Source organism: Brachybacterium vulturis (assembly GCF_002407185.1).
GTDB lineage: Bacteria > Actinomycetota > Actinomycetes > Actinomycetales > Dermabacteraceae > Brachybacterium > Brachybacterium vulturis.
The window spans coordinates 1,852,567-1,871,304 of sequence record NZ_CP023563.1; the positions used below are offsets into that span (position 1 = coordinate 1,852,567).

The 18,738-nt window shown below is 72.5% G+C and carries 15 protein-coding genes; 6 read left to right on the forward strand and 9 right to left on the reverse strand.

The genetic code is table 11. The features are described 5' to 3' along the window. Positions 1 to 14: 14 nt before the first annotated feature. From CFK38_RS08305 to CFK38_RS08320, 4 genes are all read left to right on the forward strand, one after another. Entirely contained in the window at positions 15 to 1,601 is a 1,587-nt protein-coding gene (locus CFK38_RS08305) for an ABC transporter permease (RefSeq protein ID WP_096802653.1), read from the forward strand. Continuing rightward, on the forward strand, positions 1,598 to 2,935 hold the full coding sequence (locus CFK38_RS08310; RefSeq protein WP_096802654.1) for an ABC transporter permease: 1,338 nt from the start codon (positions 1,598 to 1,600) through the stop codon (positions 2,933 to 2,935). Before CFK38_RS08305 ends, CFK38_RS08310 begins: the two co-directional genes overlap by 4 nt. Before the next feature lie 76 nt (positions 2,936 to 3,011). After that, the gene (locus CFK38_RS08315) at positions 3,012 to 3,455 is read left to right on the forward strand and encodes a cytidine deaminase (protein WP_096802655.1); all 444 of its coding nucleotides are present in this window, start codon (positions 3,012 to 3,014) and stop codon (positions 3,453 to 3,455) included. A gap of 36 nt (positions 3,456 to 3,491) precedes the next feature. Continuing rightward, a complete protein-coding gene (locus tag CFK38_RS08320; protein WP_096802656.1) occupies positions 3,492 to 4,805 on the forward strand; it encodes a thymidine phosphorylase in 1,314 nt (437 codons plus the stop codon). Positions 4,806 to 4,846: 41 nt separating this feature from the next. On the opposite strand, the gene CFK38_RS08325 is transcribed toward CFK38_RS08320, so the two are convergent. From CFK38_RS08325 to CFK38_RS08340, 4 genes are all read right to left on the reverse strand, one after another. Continuing rightward, positions 4,847 to 5,932, reverse strand: coding sequence for an NUDIX domain-containing protein (locus tag CFK38_RS08325; protein ID WP_245851265.1), 1,086 nt, complete (start codon positions 5,930 to 5,932; stop codon positions 4,847 to 4,849). Between the two features lie 82 nt (positions 5,933 to 6,014). Then, positions 6,015 to 7,025, reverse strand: a complete 1,011-nt coding sequence (locus tag CFK38_RS08330; RefSeq protein WP_096802657.1) for an alcohol dehydrogenase catalytic domain-containing protein — start codon at positions 7,023 to 7,025, stop codon at positions 6,015 to 6,017. A gap of 32 nt (positions 7,026 to 7,057) precedes the next feature. Continuing rightward, on the reverse strand, positions 7,058 to 7,831 hold the full coding sequence (locus CFK38_RS08335) for a FadR/GntR family transcriptional regulator (protein WP_096802658.1): 774 nt from the start codon (positions 7,829 to 7,831) through the stop codon (positions 7,058 to 7,060). Positions 7,832 to 7,884: 53 nt separating this feature from the next. After that, on the reverse strand, positions 7,885 to 9,321 hold the full coding sequence (locus tag CFK38_RS08340) for an Nramp family divalent metal transporter (RefSeq protein ID WP_096802659.1): 1,437 nt from the start codon (positions 9,319 to 9,321) through the stop codon (positions 7,885 to 7,887). A 229-nt stretch (positions 9,322 to 9,550) separates the two neighbouring features. Here CFK38_RS08340 and deoC point away from each other — a divergent pair, with 229 nt between their 5' ends. Next, a complete protein-coding gene (deoC, locus tag CFK38_RS08345) occupies positions 9,551 to 10,216 on the forward strand; it encodes a deoxyribose-phosphate aldolase (RefSeq protein ID WP_096802660.1) in 666 nt (221 codons plus the stop codon). Positions 10,217 to 10,255: 39 nt separating this feature from the next. Here the strand turns inward: deoC and CFK38_RS08350 are convergent, their stop codons facing one another. Then, positions 10,256 to 11,971, reverse strand: a complete 1,716-nt coding sequence (locus CFK38_RS08350; RefSeq protein ID WP_096802661.1) for a phospho-sugar mutase — start codon at positions 11,969 to 11,971, stop codon at positions 10,256 to 10,258. Then, complete coding sequence (locus CFK38_RS08355; RefSeq protein WP_096802662.1) at positions 11,968 to 12,825, reverse strand: purine-nucleoside phosphorylase; 858 nt, start codon at positions 12,823 to 12,825, stop codon at positions 11,968 to 11,970. The genes CFK38_RS08350 and CFK38_RS08355 overlap by 4 nt, the downstream gene beginning before the upstream one ends. Positions 12,826 to 12,903: 78 nt before the next feature. On the opposite strand from CFK38_RS08355, the gene CFK38_RS08360 reads away from it, so the two are divergent. Beyond that, positions 12,904 to 14,370, forward strand: a complete 1,467-nt coding sequence (locus CFK38_RS08360) for an NAD(P)H-quinone dehydrogenase (protein WP_245851266.1) — start codon at positions 12,904 to 12,906, stop codon at positions 14,368 to 14,370. Between the two features lie 43 nt (positions 14,371 to 14,413). On the opposite strand, the gene CFK38_RS08365 is transcribed toward CFK38_RS08360, so the two are convergent. From CFK38_RS08365 to CFK38_RS08375, 3 genes are read right to left on the reverse strand one after another with little or no spacing between them, the layout of a single operon-like run. Next, positions 14,414 to 16,192 carry an acetyl/propionyl/methylcrotonyl-CoA carboxylase subunit alpha gene (locus tag CFK38_RS08365; RefSeq protein ID WP_096802663.1) on the reverse strand — a complete coding sequence of 593 codons (1,779 nt, stop codon included), beginning with the start codon at positions 16,190 to 16,192 and terminating at the stop codon, positions 14,414 to 14,416. Between the two features lie 56 nt (positions 16,193 to 16,248). Next, the gene (locus CFK38_RS08370) at positions 16,249 to 17,016 is read right to left on the reverse strand and encodes a Maf family protein (RefSeq protein WP_096802664.1); all 768 of its coding nucleotides are present in this window, start codon (positions 17,014 to 17,016) and stop codon (positions 16,249 to 16,251) included. Continuing rightward, a complete protein-coding gene (locus CFK38_RS08375; protein ID WP_096802665.1) occupies positions 17,013 to 18,725 on the reverse strand; it encodes a DUF885 domain-containing protein in 1,713 nt (570 codons plus the stop codon). The genes CFK38_RS08370 and CFK38_RS08375 overlap by 4 nt, the downstream gene beginning before the upstream one ends. Between the last annotated feature and the right edge of the window lie 13 nt (positions 18,726 to 18,738).

Genomic DNA, 18,738 nt, shown 5'->3' on the forward strand with positions numbered 1-18,738 from the left:
GAGGAGAGGAACAGATGAGCACCGTGGAGACGACCGGTCCCGTTCCGGGCCGGGCGGACGGCTCCGACGCCCCGCCGCCCCCCGAGCGGACCGCGGAGACCGCGCTGTCCAGGACCCTGCAGAAGATCGCCCGCGGCGACCTGCTGGTCGTGGTGATGAGCTTCGTGTTCGCCTTCCTGATCGGCTCCGTGCTCATCGTGATCGCCGATCAGGAGGTGCGGGCGTCCCTCGTGTACTTCTTCGACCGGCCCACCGACGCGCTGACCGCGATCTGGCAGTCCGTCACCCAGGCCTACGGCGCCATGTTCCGCGGCGCGATCTTCGACATCCCCGGGTACTCGCGGGCGGCCCAGAGCGTCCGCGACGCCGGTGGCAGCGGCACCTATGTGCTGCTGCCCGCACTCTCGGCGGGACTGCGCCCGCTCACCGAGACCCTCACGGTCGCGACCCCGCTGATCATCGCCTCCGCCGGGATGGCGGTCTCCTTCCGTGCCGGGCTGTTCAACATCGGCGGCACCGGGCAGCTCATCGCCGGCGCGATGGCCGCCGGCTACATGGGCTTCACCTTCGACCTGCCGGTCGTCGTGCACCTGCTGGTCTGCCTGATCGCCGGCGTGCTCGCCGGTGGCATCTGGGGCGGCATCGCCGGGTTCCTCAAGGCGCGCTTCGGCGCCAACGAGGTCATCAGCACCATCATGCTGAACTGGATCGCCACCTACCTGCTGTTCTTCGCGCTGAAGACCGCGGCGTTCACCGGCACCAACCAGTCCCAGCCCACCTCGCCGTCGGTCGGTGACAATGCGGTGCTGCCACTGCTGCTGGGCTCCGGGTTCCGCCTCCACGCAGGACTGTTCCTCGCGGCCGGTGCGGCCGTGGTGCTGTGGTGGCTGATGAGCCGCTCCACCATCGGTTTCCACTTCCGGGCGGTGGGCTCCAATCCCCGCGCCGCCCAGGTCGCCGGCATCTCCCCGGCCCGCACCGCCTTCCTGGTGCTGGCCGTGGCCGGCGCCCTGGTGGGCCTGGCCGGCGCCGTGCACGTGCTCGGGACCGAGCAGCGGCTCACCGAGGGCGTCGCCGGCTCCATCGGCTTCGACGCCATCACCGTGGCGCTGCTGGGCCGCTCGGGACCGGTGGGCATCGTGCTGGCCGGTCTGCTGTTCGCGGGCCTGTCCACCGGGGGCCGCTTCATGGAATCCAACCAGGGCGTGCCGCTGGACCTGGTGCAGGTGATCCAGGTGCTGGTGGTGCTGTTCATCGCGGCCCCGCCGTTGGTGCGCACCCTGATCGGTCTGCGTCGCATCGATCATCCCGGGGCGAGCACCCGCCTGCGCGGCGCCGGCCGCGGGCGCACCGGCGGCCAGAAGGCCGCCGTCGCCTCCGGTGCCGCGGCGACCGCCGCCGCCACGTCGGACGCGGCCGCCTCCGGCACCGCCGGCTCGGAGGCCGCCACGACCGGCTCCGGAGCGACAGGCTCGGGCACATCCGGCGCGACCGCTGCGGACGCCACCGGGACCTCCCCACCGGACCCGGCGGGGGACGGGGCCGCGCCCGCAGGCGAACGGTCCGAGGACCGCACCGACGAGCAGGAGGAGGAGCGATGAGCACGACCCCCACCGTCGCCAAGGACGACTCCGCCAGCGCCAGGACCCTCGACGACACCCGCCCCTCGAGCTGGTGGCACCTGCCGGTGACCACCACCGTGATGGGGCTGCTCGCACTGGTCGTGTTCGGCCTGCGCGGGATACCCGGGGTCGAGTCCGCGTACGTCGTGGTCCACGCCAGCGACATGAACCCCTTCGGGCTCATCCCCGAGCAGATCGTCCTGCCCTCGAAGGCCGGCTCGATCGGGCTGTCCGTGATCGCACTGCTCGCCTCCGCCGCGCTGTGGGTGCTCCAGGCCCGCGTGGCCCGCCCGGCGGCCCGCGTGCGCCTCACCCTGATCGCCGTGTTCGCGGTGGCCTGGATCCTGGCGTTCCTGACCTGGGTGATCTCGCAGCGCACCCTCGACGTGACCACGCTGCTGCAGGGCACCATCGTGCTCGCAGTCCCGCTGGCCTTCGGTGCGCTGTCCGGGGTGCTCTCCGAACGCTCGGGCGTCATCAACATCGCGATCGAGGGACAGCTGCTGTTCGGTGCCTTCGGCGCCACCCTGGTGGGCTCGATCACCGGCAGCGTCTGGATCGGCCTGCTGGCCGCCCCGATCGTGGCCATGTTCATGGGGGCACTGCTGGCCATGTTCGCGGTCGGCTACCACGTCCAGCAGATCATCGTGGGCGTGGTGCTGAACGTGCTCGCCATCGGACTCACCTCGTTCTTCTTCGGCTCCGTGATGAGCGACAACCCCGGCCTGTTCAACGCCCCGATGCGCCTGCCCACGCTGCGGATCCCGGTGCTGGCCGACCTCCCGCTGGTCGGCGCCGCCCTGTTCGAGCAGAACATCCTCGTCTACCTGATGTGGATCATCGTCGCCCTGCTGACGATCGCGCTGTTCCGCACGCGCTGGGGTCTGCGGGTGCGCGCCGTCGGCGAGCACCCCAAGGCCGCGGACACCGTCGGCATCGCGGTGAACCTCACCCGCTGGAAGAACGTGCTGCTGGGCTCGGCCGTGGCCGGCCTCGGCGGTGCGACGCTGACCATCGGCACCGGGGTCGCCTTCGGTGAGGAGATGTCCGCCGGCAAGGGCTACATCGCGCTGGCCGCGATGATCCTGGGCCGATACCATCCCATCGGCGCCCTGCTGGCGGCGCTCACCTTCGCCTTCGCGGACTCGCTCCAGCTGCGGCTGGGCACCATGTCCGCCGCGGAGGGAGGCGTCAGCATCCCCGGCGACTTCCTGCTGATGCTGCCGTACGTCGTCGCCCTGTTCGCCGTGGCCGGTGTCGTGGGCCGGGTACGGGTGCCGGCCGCCAACGGCCAGCCGTACATCAAGCAGTGAGACCGATACCGTGCCCTCGGAGCATCGACCCGCAGCGGGAGCACCGACACGCAGGGGGAGCAGGGGAGGCCAGAGCATGAGCGAGACCTCGCAGCACGAGGTGACCGGGACCGAGCCCGCGTTCGAGGAGCTGCTCGCCGCGGCCCGAGAGATCGCCGAGCGCGCGTACACCCCGTACTCGCACTTCCGGGTGGGTGCGGCCGGGTATGCCGAGGACGGCCGTCTGGTGCGCGGATGCAACGTCGAGAACGCCGGCTACGGGGTCACCCTGTGCGCCGAGTGCGGGCTGATCAGCGAGCTGATCGCCGGCGGCGGAGGGAAGCTCCGCCGCTTCGTGTGCGTGGGCGGCGGTGAGCAGGTCAGCCGCCAGGAGCGCGGCGTGGTCATGCCCTGCGGCCGCTGCCGACAGCTGCTCTCCGAGCACGCGGCGCCGGATCTCGTGATCCTCACCCCCGAGGGGCCGCGCACGATGGCCGAGGTGCTGCCCCAGGCCTTCGGTCCCGCCGACCTCCACCCCTGAGCCACCACACCCCGCACCCGATCCCGAGGAGCACCCATGACCGACACCCCCGCAGACCCCGCCGTCGAGCCCTTCGACGTCGTGGACGTCATCCGCACCAAGCGCGACGGCGGCCGCCTCCCCGCAGAGCAGATTGACTGGGTGATCGACGCCTACACCCGCGGCGTCGTCGCCGAGCAGCAGATGGCCGCCCTGGCCATGGCGATCTTCCTGCGCGGCATGGAACGCCCCGAGATCGCGCGCTGGACCCGCGCGATGATCGACAGCGGCCAGCGGATGGACTTCTCCGCGCTCTCCAAGCCCACCACCGACAAGCACTCCACCGGTGGGGTGGGCGACAAGATCACCCTCCCGCTCGCGCCGCTGGTCGCGAGCTTCGGCGTGGCGGTCCCGCAGCTGTCCGGTCGCGGGCTCGGCCACACCGGCGGCACCCTCGACAAGCTCGAGGCGATCCCGGGCTGGCGCGCCGATCTCAGCAGCGCGGAGATGATGGCGCAGCTCGAGAGCGCAGGGGCCGTGATCTGCGCGGCCGGCTCCGGCCTCGCCCCGGCGGACAAGAAGCTCTACGCCCTGCGCGACATCACCGGCACCGTCGAGGCGATCCCGCTGATCGCCTCCTCGATCATGTCCAAGAAGATCGCCGAGGGCACCGCCGCGCTCACGCTCGACGTCAAGACCGGTGCCGGCGCCTTCATGCGTGAGGAGGCCGACGCCCGCGAGCTCGCCCGCACCATGGTCGAGCTCGGCACCGATGCGGGCGTGCGCACCGTGGCCCTGCTGACCGATATGTCCGCGCCGCTCGGACGCACCGCCGGCAACGGCCTTGAGGTGCGCGAATCGCTCGAGGTGCTCGCCGGTGGCGGGCCGGCCGACGTGGTCGAGCTGACCTGCGCCCTGGCCCGGGAGATGCTCGAGGCCGCCGGGGTGCGCAACGCCGATGTCGAGACCGCGCTCGCCGATGGCCGCGCCATGGACTCCTGGCGCGCGATGATCGCGGCCCAGGGCGGGGACGTGGACGCCCCGCTGCCCGTCGCGCAGCATGTCGAGGAGTTCCGTGCCACCGAGGACGGCGTGGTGACCGGGCTCGATGCGATGGGTGTCGGGGTCGCCGCCTGGCGGCTCGGGGCCGGCCGCTCGCGCCCGGGCGAGGCCGTGCAGGCCGCGGCCGGGGTCGAGATCGAGGCCCATATCGGTGACGAGGTGAGGGCCGGGGACGTGCTCGCACGGCTGCACACCGACACCGCCGAACGCATGCCCCGCGCGATCGAGTCGATCACCGGGAGCTGGACCCTCGCGACCCTCGGCACCGAGGTCCCGGCGCGGAGGATCGTCAAGGACCGCATCGCCTGAGCGCACGGACCGCCGTGGTGGGCGGCGCGGCGCCGCAGCGCTCAGCCGCGGCGGTGCAGCGCGGGCAGGATGTGCTGGACCATCAGCGGCGCCAGCCGACCGGCGCCGCTCGGCGGCGAGTCCGCGGTGACCGGGATCCACTGGTGCTCGGCCAGCTCGGCCCGCACCTGCAGCGGGGAGGGCAGCGGAGCGCGGGTGGTGAAGACGCTCGAGCGCACCACGGTGCCGGGTTCGTTCGCCGCCACCGCCTCGAACTCGCCGAGCTCCTCGAGGTCCGTGGCCTGCAGCACCGCGCCCAGCTCCTCCTCGACCTCGCGCAGCGCCGCCTCACGGGCGGTCTCCCCGGGATCGAGCTTCCCGCCCACCTGCATCCACGAGCCGGTGCCGTGCTTGCGCACGCACAGCAGCTCGGTGCGGTGAGCGGCTCCGGCGGGGGCCGCGCGGAGGAAGCACACCGCCGCGATCCGCAGCCGGCTCGAGGACCCGCCCAGGGCGCGGCAGCGCGACTCCGCCTCGGCGAGCTGGACGAGCTCGCGCAGACGGCGCACCGCCGCCTGCAGACCGCAGGGGCGCAGCCCGATCCGTGTCCAGCGTGCCAGGTCCTGCTTCTGCTGGCGGGCCAGCGCCGTGCCGCGCCGCAGGAGGATCGGGACCGACTTGCGACGCTCGCGCAGATCGCGCAGCAACCGCAGGGTGAACACCACCGGCACGGGCCGGTCCAGCACGATCGCCTCGGCGAGCAGTCCGGCCGCTCTCAGCGGCGCGATCAGCTCACCGGCGAAGATGCCCTCGGCGATGAACACGGGAGCGTCCCCGATCTCGAGGTGAGCGGTGCCGGTGCGTCGGGACTGCGCGATCGAATAGGTGGGGATCTCGGCGGCGCCGTCGTGGGCGAGCGCCGTGAGCGCGGCCAGTGCCGCGCCGTCGTCCCAGCATGCCGGCAGGTCCCAGTCCGGGATGCCGAAGCGGCGCGGCAGTGAGGGATCGTCGCCGTCGCGGTAGAAGTCGTCGAGATTCAGCGCGGGCACCCCGGAGCGGCGCGCGACCATGCCCTTGCCGCTCCCGGAGGGACCGGTCAGCAGGACGATCCGGCGCGGGGGTCGGGAGTGCGGTGGGGTCTCGGTCACGGCCGTCCAGTCTAGGGCAGAGCTCGCTCAGCTCGAGCGTGATGGGCTGAGCTGCTACCGCTCGTTCCTCGCAGTACGTCGCTCAGCCGATCCTGAGCACGACCTTGCTGCTGGTGGGATCGGACACCTGGGTGGTGAAGGCCGCGGCGGCGTCCTCGAGCGCGAGCTCGTGGCTGATGACATGCTCGGCGAGGTCGTCCCGCGCCAGCAGCTCCACCGCGTCCTCGATCTCGGCGACGAAGCGGTAGGTGCCGCGGTAGTCGATCTCCTTGGAGACGACCTGGCCCAGGGACACCGAGATCGGGGTGGGCGGGAGGTTCCCCACCTGCACGACCACGGAGGCGCGCGAGATGGAGCGCAGGATCGTGTCCAGGGAGGCCGGCGCGCCGGAGGCCTCGAAGGCCACGGTGATGGAGGGATCCATGTCCTCAGCGCTGTCGAGCGCTTCATCGGCGCCGGCCGCCAGGGCCCGCTCACGGGCCGGGACCGCGAGGTCCACGGCGGTGACGCGGGCGGCGCCGGCGGCCCGGGCGGCGACGATCACCAGCAGTCCGATCGGCCCGCAGCCGGCCACCAGCACGTGGGCGCCGTGGACGTCCCCGGCCCGGCGTACCGCGTGCATCGCCACCCCCAGGGGCTCGGCGAGCACGGCGCGGCGGGTGTCCAGCCCCGGGGGCAGGGGGACCACCTGTGCGGCGTCGACCGTGATCAGCTCGGCGAAACCGCCGTCGGTGTGGGGGTCCTGGGCGGCGGAGCCGAGGTAGGTCAGGTGGGGGTGGAGGTTGTCGCGGCCGGCCAGGCGCGTTGGCAACGGCCCCGTGGTGCGGGCCGGATGCACGGTGACCGGCAGGCCCTCGGCCAGCCCGGAGACATCCTCGCCCACGGCCCGCACATGGCCCGAGACCTCATGGCCGAGCACGAAGGGGTGGGCCATCACCGCGGTGCCGGAGATCCCACGGCGCCAGTACGCGATATCGGAGCCGCAGATGCCGCCCCATTCGACGCAGATCTGCACCTGGCCGGGGCCGGGGTCGGGAGCGGGGCGGTCGACGATGCGGAGGTCCTGGACGCCATGGATCTCGAGTGCGCGCATGGGGTGGCCTTTCGGTGCGGGGGACGGGTCGGTCAGGGGGCGGTGGTGAAGCTCTGCACCGCATGCATGTGGTGCTCCATCACCGCTGAGGCGGTGTCGGGGTCGCCGGCGAGGATCGCGTCGATGATCCGCAGGTGGTCGGTGTGCTCCTCACCGACCAGCCCGTGCAGGTCACGCTCGGCACGGACGTCCTGCATGGCTCGGAACAGGGGGATGCTGACCGCCTCGAGCAGTCCGTGCAGTGCGCGGTTGCCGCTGAGCAGGGCGATCTCCTGATGCAGCTGCAGGTCCAGCTGCGGGTACAGCGCGGAGTTCTGCAGCGCGGCATCGAGCCGCGAGCGCAGATCCTCCAGCCGCTGCCTCGCCCCGGAGGGCTCCGCACCGTCGCCGGCGAAGCCGTCTGCGGCACGGCGGGCGGCGCGCACCTCGAGGGGGCCGCGGAGGTCCATGAGAGCGGTGAAGCTGTTGCCGCGGGATTCGCCGATGGCGCGGGCGAGATAGAACTGCACCAGGGACGAGTCCAGCGGCCGGACGGTCGCGCTGCGCCCGTTGCTGACCGCGATGATGCCGAGGGCCGCCAGCGCGCTGAGCGCCTCCCGGACCACGGTGCGGGAGACGCCGAAGCGCTCGGCGAGAGCGCCGGTCGAGGGCAGCGGGTCGCCGGCTGACAGACCCTCCTGGTCGATCAGCCCCAGCACCGCGTCACGGGCGCGATCGGCCAGGGAGTCGCGCTCGAGCGTCCCGTGCGCGTCCTCGGCCGCGGGGGCGGAGAGGTGCTTGCGGGCGGTGGCGTCGAGATCTTCCATGGAACAGCTCCTGACAGGTGGGTCCGGGCCCTGGGGCACGGGTGCCGAGGGGGTCAGAACGAGTTGATCAGACCATAGATGCCGACGAAGGCGATCGCGATGGCCGAGAGCCACAGCAGCACCATGGTGGGCGCGCCGTCCCGGACGCGCGCGTCGGTCTGCGTGTAGGACAGGTACAGCGTGGCCACGGCGGCACCGATGAGGAAGATCGCGTTGAGGATGCCGGCGATGATCACCAGAGCCAGGGGTGAGGAGACCGCGGTGCCCAGCACGCCCCAGCCGATCGGCAGGATGATCATGATCACCCGCTGCCAGCGGATGCGCGCCTGCTGGTCGTTCCACTCGTAGGCGCCGAAGATCGCGAGCGTATGGCCCACCTGCCTGCCGAGGCTCGGCACGTTCGCGATGATCGTCTTGAACAGGGCCAGGCCCGCGCCGATGAGGAAGAGCACGGCGCCCCAGCGGCCGACGGCCGAATCGAAGATCGAGGAGATCGTCAGCATGACGTCGTTGCCCTCGGGGACGAGCCCCTGGGGATGCAGCACCGCGGCACCGAGCATGTAGAACGCGGCGGTGGAGACGGTGTAGATGACCCAGGAGACCCAGGCGTCGACCTTCATCACCGAGATCCAGCCACGGGCACGGGCGACCCAGCTCTCGGACCCGTCGTTCGGACCGGTCCAGGCGGCGTAGCCCTTCTCGACGACCCAGTAGGTGTAGGCGGTGGTCTCTCCGGCGCCCACGCCGGTCATGCCGAACATCGCCAGTGCGACGCCGAAGGCGCCGGCCGCGATCTGGAAGCGCATCCCCTCGCCGAGGTCGTTGAGGCTCCACGCGAACTCGGTGCCGCCGAGGAGGAACACCATGACGATGGCGAAGGCCGTCACCAGCAGCACCAGCACCGTCGAGATGTTCTCGACGACCGCGTAGCGGTTGGCGACATGGATCGCGATCGCGATGACCACCAGGATCGATACCCAGGCACCGATCGAGAGCAGGGAATAGGGGTCCGGACCGATCGGGAACAGAGTGCTGAAGGCGAAGGCGGAGGCGCTGATGACCCCCGCCTGGCCGATGAAGAACTGCAGGAACATCAGCAGCACCAGCCAGGAGATCCACCCGCGGCCGGCGATCTTCGGCGGCACGTCGTTGTAGCCGTCCAGGGCCACGCGGCCGGTCGAGATCGACCAGCGGGCCAGCTCGATCTGCACCCACACCTTGAGGAAGGTCGAGACCAGCACGAGCCACAGCAGCATGAAGCCGACCTGGGCGCCGAGGGCGGTCGCGGTGAGGAGCTCACCGGAACCGACCACGGCCGCGGAGGTGATCATGCCCGGGCCCAGGAAGCGGAGCTTCCCGCGCAGCGTGCGAGGCGGTTCGGTGGTCTGCGAACCATCGATCACATAGGGATCGACCCCGGCGGCGAGCGTGGAGGGCGAAGGGGTGCTCGAGGCCGCGGCGGCGCTCGGCGGGGGAGTGGTGGTCGACATCGACGGATCTCCTCAGCGACGTGATGGGTGGGGACGGGCGACGCGATGCGAGAGCTGAGAGCTGAGAACAGAGAACCGAGAACCCTGTGCCGCACTGCACCGACCGACGGAACCTATCACACAGGTAGGCAGGTTGGTAGGCAGTGTGGTGGTAGGTGCGGTGTGGCGTCCGTCGACCGTTCTGCCCGAGCAGATGCGAGAGGGCGGAGCGGTCTGCGAAGATCGGTGCATGACCAACACCGACGACCGGGCCCTCGCCGCCCTCATCGACCACACCCTGCTCAAGCCCGAGGCCACCGCCGCGGACGTCACCGCGCTGCTGCGCGAGGCAGAGGAGCTGGGCACCTACTCCGTCTGCATCTCACCCTCGATGCTCCCCGTGGAGACCACGGTGAAGGTCGCGACGGTCTGCGGCTTCCCCTCGGGCCAGCACTCCCCGGAGACCAAGGCCTTCGAGGCGCGGGAATCGGTGGACAAGGGCGCCGACGAGGTGGACATGGTGCTGAACGTGGGTCTGGCCCGCGCCGGTGAGTACGACGCGGTCGAGCACGAGATCCGAGCGGTGCGGGACGTGGCCAAGGCCCCCGCGGTGCTCAAGGTGATCATCGAGTCCGCGGCGCTCACCGATGAGCAGATCGTCGCCGTCTGCCAGGCGGCCGAGCGGGCCGGCGCCGATTTCGTGAAGACCTCCACCGGCTTCCACCCCGCCGGGGGCGCGAGCGAGCATGCCGTGGCGCTGATGCGGAAGACCGTCGGAGACCGCCTGGGCGTCAAGGCCTCCGGCGGGATCCGCACCCGCGAGGCCGCCGAGGCGATGGTCGCCGCGGGCGCCAGTCGCCTGGGGCTGTCGTCCTCGCGGGCGATCCTCGAGGGCGGTGCGGGCTCGGGGTACTGAGCCGTCGGGCGGCGCCGCGCAACCGCGGCGCCGCGGGGCTCAGTCCGCCCCGAGCACCTGGCGCAGCTCGTCCTTCAGCGCTCCCAGCCGCTCCTCGGCCCGGTGGCGGAGGGCTCCCGTCTCCGCGGCGGTGGCCCCCGCGGGGACGTCGGTGACGACTTCGAGGTAGCACTTCAGCTTCGGCTCGGTGCCCGAGGGACGCACCACCACCCGGGTGTCGTCCTCGCTGCGCAGCAGCACCCCCTCGGTCGGCGGCAGCCCGGTGGTCGCCACCGATCCCTGGGAGAGGTCCTGGTTCGTGGCCACCGGCGATCCCAGCAGCGCCGCCGGCGGTGCCGCCCGCAGCCGTTCCATCATCGCGCCGATCAGGGACAGGTCCTCGACCCGGATCGACAGCTGCGCGGTCGAGAACAGGCCGTGCTCCGCAGCGAGCTCGTCGAGCCGACCGATCAGCGTGGTGCCCTCGGCCCTCGCCAGTGCCGCCATCTCGGCCACCATCAGCGCCGCGGACAGGCCGTCCTTGTCACGCACCACCTCCGGCAGCACGCAGTAGCCGATGGCCTCCTCATAGCCGAAGGCGATCCGCGGGGCGCGGGTGATCCACTTGAACCCGGTCAGGGTGGCCGCAGCCTCCAGACCGGCGCTCTCGGCGATCGCATCCAGCCAGCGGCTGGAGACGATCGAGCGGGCCAGGACACCCCGGTAGCCGTGCCGACGCACCAGATGGTCGCCCAGCAGCACACCCAGCTCGTCGCCCGTGAGCATCCGCCAGTCGCCGCGGTGCGGATCCAGCACCGCCGCCGCGCAGCGATCCGCATCGGGATCATGGGCGATCACCACATCGGCCTCGAGGGTGCGGGCGAGCTCGAGCGCGAGGTCGATCGCGCCGGGCTCCTCAGGATTCGGGAAGGCGACGGTGGGGAAGTCGGGATCGGGGTCCGCCTGCTTCGCGACCGGGTGCACCTCGGTGAACCCGGTGCGGTGGAAGGCGGCCAGCGCCGTCTGGGTGCCCACCCCGTGCATCGCGGTGTGCACGATCCGCACCTCGCGCGGGCCCTCCGGGTCCGGCAGGGCGCTGATCGCGGCGAGGTAGTCCTCGCGCAGCTGCTCGCCCAGCAGCTCCACCCCGGAGTCGGCGAGGGGGATCTCGCGCACCGGGCCGACGGCCGCGATGCGGGCAGCGATCTGCGCGTCCGACGGCGGCACGATCTGCACCCCGCGCCCCTCGGGCTCCGCGGCGCGACCGCCCAGGTAGACCTTGTAGCCGTTGTCCGCCGGCGGATTGTGGGAGGCGGTCACCACGATGCCGGCGTCCGCGTCCAGATGCCGCACCGCGTACGCGACCAGGGGAGTGGGGCCGAAGCGTTCGAACAGCTGCACCTGGCAGCCGGCGGCCGCCATGATCTCCGCCGAGCGCCGGGCGAAGTCGTGGGAGTTGTGCCGGGCGTCGTAGCCGATGACCACCCGCGGCCGGTCCAGGTCCAGGTCCTCTCGCAGGTGGTCGGCCAGGCCGCGGGCGGCACGGGAGACCACGGCGAGGTTCATCCGGTTCGGGCCGGGCGCCATCGTCCCGCGCAGTCCCGCGGTGCCGAACTGCAGGTCGGCGGAGAAGGCATCGGCGAGCTCGTCCTGCGCCTCGGAGCTGCCCGCGCCGGCCTGCTCGAGCAGGCTCTCCAGCGCCGCCCGGGTCGCCGGATCGGGATCGTCCCTCTGCCAGGTCTCGGCGCGCGAGCGCAGTGTGCTGTCCACGCTCATGCCGAGGCGCCCGTCGCGGTGCTCCCGGCCGGCCGGCCGTCGGTGATCCGGCGGACGGTCTCGGCCAGCAGGCGGGAGATCCGCGGGCCCGCCTCGCGGCCGGCCTCGAGCACCTCCTGATGGCTCAGCGCGTCCCCGCTGATGCCGGCGGCGAGGTTGGTCACCAGCGAGATGCCCAGCAGGTCCATCCCTGCCTCGCGGGCCGCGATCGCCTCGAGCGCGGTGGACATGCCCACCAGATCGGCCCCGATCACCTTCGCCATCTGCACCTCGGCGGGGGTCTCGTAGCTCGGTCCCGAGAACTGCATGTACACACCCTCGTCCAGGCCGGCGTCGACCTCGAGGGCGAGCGCGCGCAGCGCCGGGGTGTAGAGGTCGGTGAGATCCACGAAGTTGGCGCCGGACAGCGGGGTGGCGCCGGTGAAGTTGATCTGGTCGCGGATCAGCACCGGGGTGCCGGGAGCCCAGGCGGGGTCGATCCCGCCGCAGCCGTTGGTCAGCACCATGGTGCGGGCCCCGGTCGCGGCGGCGGTGCGCACCCCGTGGACGGTGGCGTCCACACCTGCGCCCTCGTAGAAATGGGTGCGGGCGCCGAGCACCAGGGCGCGGGCGCCGGTGCCCTCCACCCGGATCGAGCGCAGGGTGCCGACGTGACCGGCGACGGCCGGCGGGCGGAATCCGGGGATCGTGGTGGCGTCGGCCTGCCACACGGTCTCCCCGAGCAGATCGGCGGCACCGGACCAACCCGAGCCGAGCACCAGGGCGAGGTCGTGGGCGGGGACACCGCTGGCCTCGGCGATGGCGGCGGCGGCCTCGCGGGCGAGCGGGTACGGGTCGGGAACGGAAGACGTCATGGACCGAAGGTAGCGCAGACGGGCCGACCGTAGTCCGGGAACGGTGCCCGAACGTGCAGTCTTTGCCACAATGGCAGCGTGACCGATCCCCGTACAGCCCTGCCCTCGGACCCCAGTCGTCTCCCCCGCGCCGGGGACCACGCCCGCGTGGTGATCATCGGCGGCGGCCCGGGAGGGTACGAGGCCGCACTGACCGCCGCGCGTCACGGCGCGGAGACCGTGCTGATCGAGGAGCGCGGCATCGGCGGCGCCGCGGTGATCACCGACGTGGTGCCCTCCAAGACCCTCATCGCCACCGCGGACGTGCTCGACCTGGTGGGCGGTTCGCAGCAGCTCGGCATCCGCGACGCCGACAACGGCACCGCCCCCACCGCCCACTCCCTGAACGTCGACCTCGCCGCCGTCAACCATCGGGTGCGCGAGCTCGCCACGGCCCAGTCCGCGGACATCCGCTCCAGCCTGGTCGCCGCCGGCGTGCAGGTCATCGACGGGACGGGACGCCTGGACGGGCCGGACCGCGTCGAGGTGCTCGACGGGACCGGCGAGCGGGTGGCGAGCCTCGAGGCCGATGTGATCCTGCTGGCCGTCGGTGCCCGCCCCCGGGAGCTGGACAGCGCCCCCTGCGACGGCGAACGGATCCTGAACTGGACCCAGCTGTACGAGCTGGACCGCCTGCCCGAGCACCTGATCGTGGTCGGCTCCGGCGTGACCGGCGCCGAGTTCGCCAGCGCCTACCGGGCGCTGGGCAGCGAGGTCACCCTGGTCTCCTCCCGCGAGAAGGTGCTGCCCGGCACCGATGCGGAGGCCGCCGACGTGCTCGAGGACGCCTTCGCCCGTCGTGGCGTGACCGTGCGCTCCCGCTCCCGCGCCGCCACCGCGCGCCGCACCGAGCACGGGGTGGTGGTGACCCTCACCACGGGCGAGGAGATCGCCGGCAGTCACGTGCTGGTGGCCATCGGTGGGATCCCCTGGACCGCCGACCTCGGGCTCCGGACCGCCGGGGTGAGGGTCGAGGAATCCGGCCACATCGAGACCGACCGCGTCTCCCGCACCTCCGTGCGGGGCATCTACGCCGCCGGGGACTGCAGCGGGGTGTACCCGCTCGCCTCGGTGGCGGCGATGCAGGGACGGATCGCCATGCACCACGCACTGGGCGAGGCCGTCTCCCCGCTGATCTCGACCCAGGTCTCCTCCGCGATCTTCACCAGCCCCGAGATCGCCGTGGTCGGCGTCAGCGAGCAGGAGGTCCGCGACGGTGAGGTCTCGGGCGAGGTCCTGGTGCTGGGGCTGGACACGAACCCGCGGGCGAAGATGCAGGGGATCACCGAGGGCTTCGTGAAGCTCATCGTGGCCCCCGGCTCCCACACCGTGATCGGTGCCGTGGTGGTGGCGCCGCGGGCGAGCGAGCTGATCCTGCCCTTCACCCTTGCGGTCGCGCACCGGCTCACCGCCGAGCAGGTCGCCGGCACCTTCACGATCTACCCCTCGCTCACCGGTTCCCTGGCCGAGGTGGCGAGGCAGCGGGTGCTCGCGCCGGAGGACTGAGTCCTCCCGTGCTCGCAGCGCGCTCGCTGCCGGTGCGGTCCGGTCAGTCCTCGATGGTGCACAGGACGGCACCGGCGGAGACGGTGGCCCCGATCTCGGCGCTGAGCCCCGTGACGACCCCGGAGCGGTGCGCGGTGATCGGCTGTTCCATCTTCATCGCCTCGAGCACGACCAGCAGATCGCCGTCGGCCACCGACTGGCCCTCCTCGGCGACCACCTTCACGATGGTGCCCTGCATCGGGGCGGAGACGCTGCCACCGCCGCCGGCGGCCTCCCCGCTCGCCCGGTGCTGGCGCTTGCGGCGCTGCCGCACCGGGGCCTGGGGCGCGCGCAGCGAGGCGGGCAGGCTGATCTCGACCCGTCGGCCGTCCACCTCGACGACCACGGCCTCGCGGTCCTCGGTGTCCTCCGGCTGGGCCGGCAGCGGTGCGGCCGGCAGATCGTTGTCGAACTCCGTCTCGATCCACCGGGTGTGCACGGAGAAGGCCTGCTCGGGATCCTCCGGTGCGAAGGCCGGGTCCTCGACCACCGCGCGGTGGAAGGGCAGGACCGTGGGGATCCCGTCGATGTGGAACTCCGCCAGCGCCCGGCGGGAGCGCTCGAGGGCCTCCTGACGGGTGGCACCGGTGACGATGAGCTTGGCCAGCATCGAGTCGAAGGCTCCGGAGACCTCGTCGCCCGCCCGCACCCCGGACTCGATGCGCACGCCCGGCCCTGAGGGCACGTCGTAGCGCTGGATCGTCCCGGGAGCGGGCATGAAGCCGCGGCCCGGGTCCTCGCCGTTGATGCGGAACTCGAAGGAGTGGCCGCGGGAGATCGGGTCCTCGGTGCGGATGGACTCACCGGCCGCGATGCGCAGCTGCTCGCGCACCAGGTCCACCCCGGCGACCTCCTCCGTCACCGGGTGCTCGACCTGCAGGCGCGTGTTGACCTCGAGGAAGGAGATGGTGCCGTCCTTGCCGACCAGGAACTCGCAGGTGCCGGCGCCGACGTAGCCGGCCTCGCGCATGATCGCCTTCGAGGAGCTGATCAGCTGGGCGTTCTGCTGCGGGCTCAGGAAGGGCGCGGGCGCCTCCTCGACCAGCTTCTGGTGGCGGCGCTGCAGCGAGCAGTCACGGGTGGAGACCACCTGGACGTTGCCGTGCCGGTCCGCCAGGCACTGGGTCTCGACGTGGCGGGGCGAGTCGAGATAGCGCTCCACGAAGCACTCGCCGCGGCCGAAGGCGGCGACGGCCTCGCGCACCGCGGAGTCGAACAGCTCGCGGACCTCGGACTCCTCGCGGGCCACCTTCAGGCCGCGGCCGCCGCCGCCGAAGGCCGCCTTGATGGCGATCGGCAGGCCGTGCTCGCGGGCGAAGTCCACGACCTCGTCGGAGTTCTTGACCGGATCCTTGGTGCCGGCGACCAGCGGCGCACCGGCCTTCTGGGCGATGTGGCGGGCGGAGACCTTGTCGCCGAGCTTCTCGATCGCCGACGGCGGCGGACCGATCCAGGTCAGTCCCGCATCGATGACGGCCTGGGCGAAATCCGCGCGTTCGGAGAGGAACCCGTAGCCGGGGTGGATCGCGTCGGCCCCCGAGCGGTGGGCGATGTCGAGGAGCTTGTCCACCACGAGGTAGGAGCTGGCGGCAGTGGTGCCTCCGAGGGCGTAGGCCTCGTCGGCGATCTGCGTGTGCAGCGCATCGCGGTCCGGGTCGGCGTAGACCGCGACGGAGCGGAGCCCGGCGTCCCGGCAGGCCCGTGCGATCCGCACCGCGATCTCTCCACGGTTGGCGATCAGCACCGTGGACAGGGGGCGGGGCTTGGAGGAGCGAGCGGGCATCGGTGAGGGGTCCTTCCGAGGGGGTCAGCAGAGGTCGAGTGTAGTACCGCGCGGGCTCAGCGGTCAGCAGGGTCCGAGGGGCCGGTGTCGACGGTGTCGGAGGAGATGTCCTCCCACAGCTCGTGGACACCCAGGCCGATCTCCCCGAGCATCCGTCGCAGCAGGGGCAGGGAGAGGCCCACCACCGCATGGGGGTCGCCCTGGACCTGCTCGATGAAGGGCCCCCCGATCCCGTCGAGGGTGAAGCCCCCGGCGACGCCGAGCGGTTCCCCGGTGGCGACGTAGGCCTCGATCTCCTCGTCGGAGAGGGCGGCGAAGTGCAGCTCGCAGCTCGCCGTCGCGCCGAAGGTGGCGCCCGTGCCGCCGTCCTCCGGGTCCCGGTCGTCGACCAGCCAGTGCCCGGAGTGCAGGATCCCGGTGCGGCCGCGCATCGCCCGCCAGCGCTGAACGGCCCGCTGCGCGGTCAGCGGCTTCCCGATCACCTCGCCGTCCAGCTCGAGCATCGAGTCGCAGCCGAGCACCACATAGCCGCCGTCGCTGCGGGCGGTCGCCGCGAGCGCCTTCTCCCGGGCGAGCAGCAGCACCTCGTCCGCGGCGGTCAGGACGTCCTGCGGGTCACCGGACTCCGCGGCCCGGGCACGGGCCCGGGCGAGGATCGCCTCCTCGTCGAGGTCGACGGGCAGTGCCGAGTGCTCGATGCGGGCCGCGCGCAGGGTGGCGCGGCGTCCCGCCGAGGCGGAGGCGAGCAGCAGCAGCGGGTCATGGTCCGTGACGTCCGTGACGTCCGTGACGTCAACGTCGCGAAGCGGCTCCGGGGTGCTCATCGCAGCGCCTCCTCGAGGACGGACAGCGGCAGGCCACCGAGCTCCAGCGCACGGCGATGGAAGTCGCGGACGGGCGTTCCGGCGGACTCGGCATCCTGGCGCAGCTGCTCCCAGACCCGCTGGCCGATCTTGTAGGAGGGGGCCTGGCCCGGCCAGCCCAGGTAGCGGTGCAGCTCGAAGCGCTGCTCGGCCTCGGTCACGCCCCAGTGGGCGCTCATGAAGTCCCAGGCCTTCTCGACGCTCCAGGCGCCGCCGGCGGATCCGGCGAGCCCCTCGGGCATGGGCAGCTCGCAGTGCAGGCCGATGTCCAGCACCACGCGGCCCGCCCGCAGCCGCTGCGCATCCAGCATGCCCAGCCGGTCGCCGTCATCGCCGAGGTATCCCAGCTGGTCCATCAGCCGCTCGGCGTACAGCGCCCAGCCCTCGCCGTGCCCGGAGACCCAGCACATCATCGCCCGCCACCGGTTCAGGGTGCTGGCCTGCAGGGTCTGCGTGCCCACCTGGAGGTGATGGCCGGGCACCCCTTCGTGGCAGACGGTCGTGGTCTCCAGCCACGTGTGGAACTCCGTGGTGCCGGACGGCACGTCCCACCACATCCGGCCCGGCCGCGTGAGGTCCTCGCTGGGGCCGGTGTAGTAGATGCCGCCGGAGCCGGTGCGGGCGATCCGGCACTCCAGGTGCCGCAGCGGCTCGGGGATGTCGAAGTGGGTCCCGGCCAGGTCGTCGATCGCCCGGTCGCTGAGGTCCTGCATCCAGGTGCGCAGCTCCTCGGTGCCGTGCAGCACTCGGGAGGGGTCGGCGTTCAGCGCCCGCTTCGCGGCGTCGACGGAGCTGCCGCCGCCATTGCCGGCGCGCCGGTTGATCCGCGCGGCCACCTCCTCCTGCTCGGCGACCACGGAGCGCAGCTCCTCGATGCCCCAGGCATAGGTCTCGTCGATGTCGATCGTGCTGCCCAGGAAGGTGCGGGAGGCCAGCGCGTAGGCGTCCCGGCCCACGGCGTCCCGCTCGGGGGCGCGCGGGGCGAGGCGTTCGAGCTGGTCGGCGAGGTCGAGATAGCCCTGGGCGGCGGTGCGGGCGGCCTGCGCGACCCGCTCGCGCTGGGGGCCGTCGCCCACGGCGTCACGGGCGAAGGCGGTGAAGAATCCGTCCTCGGCGGCGAAGCCGCGGGCCTGCTCCGCGCCGAGTCGCAGCTGCCGCCGGGCGGAGAGCACGCCGTGCTCGGCCGCCTCCTGGAGCGACTCGGCCCAGGTGCTGAGCGAACGCGGCAGCCCGAGCATCCGCTCGGCGATCACCTGCCAGTCCTCGGCGGTGTCGGTGGGCATCTGGTCGAGAGCATCTCGGGACTGCAGCGGCGAGGCGAGGTTGTTCACCGCGGCGATGTCGAGGCGCTGCTCGGCCCGCTCGATCTCCAGGCCCAGGCGCTCGGTGAGCGCGGCCCGGGTGACGGCGTCCACCGCGTCCTGGTCCGGGACCTCGGCGGCACGGGCGAGCAGGGTGCGGGCCGCGGCGGTGCGCTCGGCGACCGCGGCGGGGGAGTAGTCGGTCACCTCGGCGTCGTGACCGGGCAAGCCCAGGGCGGTGGCGAGGAACGGATCCAGGCGGGCGCTGAGGTCGACGTACTGATCGGCCAGGGTGTCCAGGGCGGTGGCGGGACGGGGCGCGGAGGCGGGGCCGGGCGCGGCCGACGGTGCAGGAGGGGTCTCGGGCATGCGGGGCAGTCTA

Excerpts from the sequence above, each read along its gene's own strand:
- CFK38_RS08370 (WP_096802664.1), bottom strand. The coding sequence starts at position 17,016 with ATGAGCACCCCGGAGCCGCTTCGCGACGTTGACGTCACGGACGTCACG.
- CFK38_RS08350 (WP_096802661.1), bottom strand. The coding sequence starts at position 11,971 with ATGAGCGTGGACAGCACACTGCGCTCGCGCGCCGAGACCTGGCAGAGG.
- CFK38_RS08375 (WP_096802665.1), bottom strand. The coding sequence starts at position 18,725 with ATGCCCGAGACCCCTCCTGCACCGTCGGCCGCGCCCGGCCCCGCCTCC.
- CFK38_RS08320 (WP_096802656.1), top strand. The coding sequence starts at position 3,492 with ATGACCGACACCCCCGCAGACCCCGCCGTCGAGCCCTTCGACGTCGTG.
- CFK38_RS08310 (WP_096802654.1), top strand. The coding sequence starts at position 1,598 with ATGAGCACGACCCCCACCGTCGCCAAGGACGACTCCGCCAGCGCCAGG.
- CFK38_RS08355 (WP_096802662.1), bottom strand. The coding sequence starts at position 12,825 with ATGACGTCTTCCGTTCCCGACCCGTACCCGCTCGCCCGCGAGGCCGCC.
- CFK38_RS08315 (WP_096802655.1), top strand. The coding sequence starts at position 3,012 with ATGAGCGAGACCTCGCAGCACGAGGTGACCGGGACCGAGCCCGCGTTC.
- CFK38_RS08365 (WP_096802663.1), bottom strand. The coding sequence starts at position 16,192 with ATGCCCGCTCGCTCCTCCAAGCCCCGCCCCCTGTCCACGGTGCTGATC.
- CFK38_RS08335 (WP_096802658.1), bottom strand. The coding sequence starts at position 7,831 with ATGGAAGATCTCGACGCCACCGCCCGCAAGCACCTCTCCGCCCCCGCG.
- deoC (WP_096802660.1), top strand. The coding sequence starts at position 9,551 with ATGACCAACACCGACGACCGGGCCCTCGCCGCCCTCATCGACCACACC.
- CFK38_RS08330 (WP_096802657.1), bottom strand. The coding sequence starts at position 7,025 with ATGCGCGCACTCGAGATCCATGGCGTCCAGGACCTCCGCATCGTCGAC.
- CFK38_RS08340 (WP_096802659.1), bottom strand. The coding sequence starts at position 9,321 with ATGTCGACCACCACTCCCCCGCCGAGCGCCGCCGCGGCCTCGAGCACC.
- CFK38_RS08305 (WP_096802653.1), top strand. The coding sequence starts at position 15 with ATGAGCACCGTGGAGACGACCGGTCCCGTTCCGGGCCGGGCGGACGGC.